Below are 1,223 nucleotides of genomic sequence, written 5' to 3' on the forward strand. Positions count from 1 at the left end.
TACCGGATGATGGAGATCCGGAGACAAGGAGTTCCACGTGGCGATGAAGTCGTATCCGCCGGAGTTCAAGGCGGACGCCGTCGCTTTGTATCTGTCCGATCCGGGACGGACGTTGGCCTCGGTGGCCGAGGACCTGGGGATCAGCCGGGAGACGCTGCGTAACTGGGTGCGTCAGGCGCAGGCGGAGGGCACCGCGGGTGCCAAGGCGCGGGGCCCGGCCAGGAAGCCGGCGCGCGGCCCGCTATCGTCCGACGACGTGCTGGAAGAGGAGAACAAGCAGCTCAAGGCCCGGATCCGGGAGCTTGAGCTGGAGCGCGACATCCTGCGCCGGGCGGCCAAGTATTTCGCGGGAGAGACGAACTGGTGAGCCGCTTCGAGTTCGTCGACGATCACCGGGACGCGTTCGGCGTCAAGCGGCTGTGCCGGGTGTTGAAGGTGTCCCGCTCGGGCTTCTACCGGTGGGTCAAGGCGGCGCCGGCCCGGGCGGAGCGGGCCGCGGCCGATGCCGCGCTGGCCGAGGAGATCACGCAGATCCACGCCGCGTTCGACGGCACCTATGGCAGTCCGCGCGTCACCGCCGAGCTGCGGGCCCGGGGCCACACGGTCAACCACAAGCGGGTCGCGCGGGTGATGCGCCGGACCGGCATCGTCGGGCTGCACCTGCGCAAGAAGGTGCGCACCACGGTGCCGGAACCCTCGCATCAGAAGGTGCCCGACCTGATCGAGCGGGACTTCACCGCGCCCGCTGTGAACCGGCGCTATGTCGGTGACATCACCTACCTGCCCGTCGGTGAGGGCCGGTTCTTGTATCTGGCGACCGTGCTGGACCTGGGCTCACGCCGGCTGGCGGGCTGGTCGATCGCCGATCACATGCGCACCGAGCTTGTCGTCGACGCGCTGCGCGCGGCCGCTGCGACGCGGGGCAGCCTGCACGGCGCGATCTTCCATGCTGATCATGGGTCTCAGTACACCTCGGCCGAGTTCGCCAGGGTCTGCGCCGAGCTCGGCGTGCGCCAGTCCATGGGAGCGGTCGGGTCCAGCGCCGACAACGCCGCCGCGGAGGCGTTCAACGCCACGTTGAAACGCGAGACACTGCAGGGTGCCAAGGGCTGGTCCTCGGCGCGTGAGGCTCGCCTGGCCGTCTTCAAGTGGATCACCCGCTACAACACCCGCAGGAGACATTCCGCCATCGGCTACCTCAGCCCGATCGACTACGAGCAGCA

General features: G+C 68.8%; 1 protein-coding gene. It reads left to right on the top strand.

Annotated features, from left to right (window positions below):
• Positions 1-37 precede the first annotated feature (37 nt).
• A protein-coding gene (locus tag E1286_RS47300; RefSeq protein ID WP_132623970.1) for an IS3 family transposase occupies positions 38-1,223 on the top strand; the annotation gives its coding sequence in 2 pieces (ribosomal slippage) (positions 38-347 and positions 347-1,223; 1,187 coding nt annotated over the 2 pieces). This gene is flagged as partial in the annotation.

The organism is Nonomuraea terrae, from assembly GCF_004348995.1.
Lineage (GTDB): Bacteria > Actinomycetota > Actinomycetes > Streptosporangiales > Streptosporangiaceae > Nonomuraea > Nonomuraea terrae.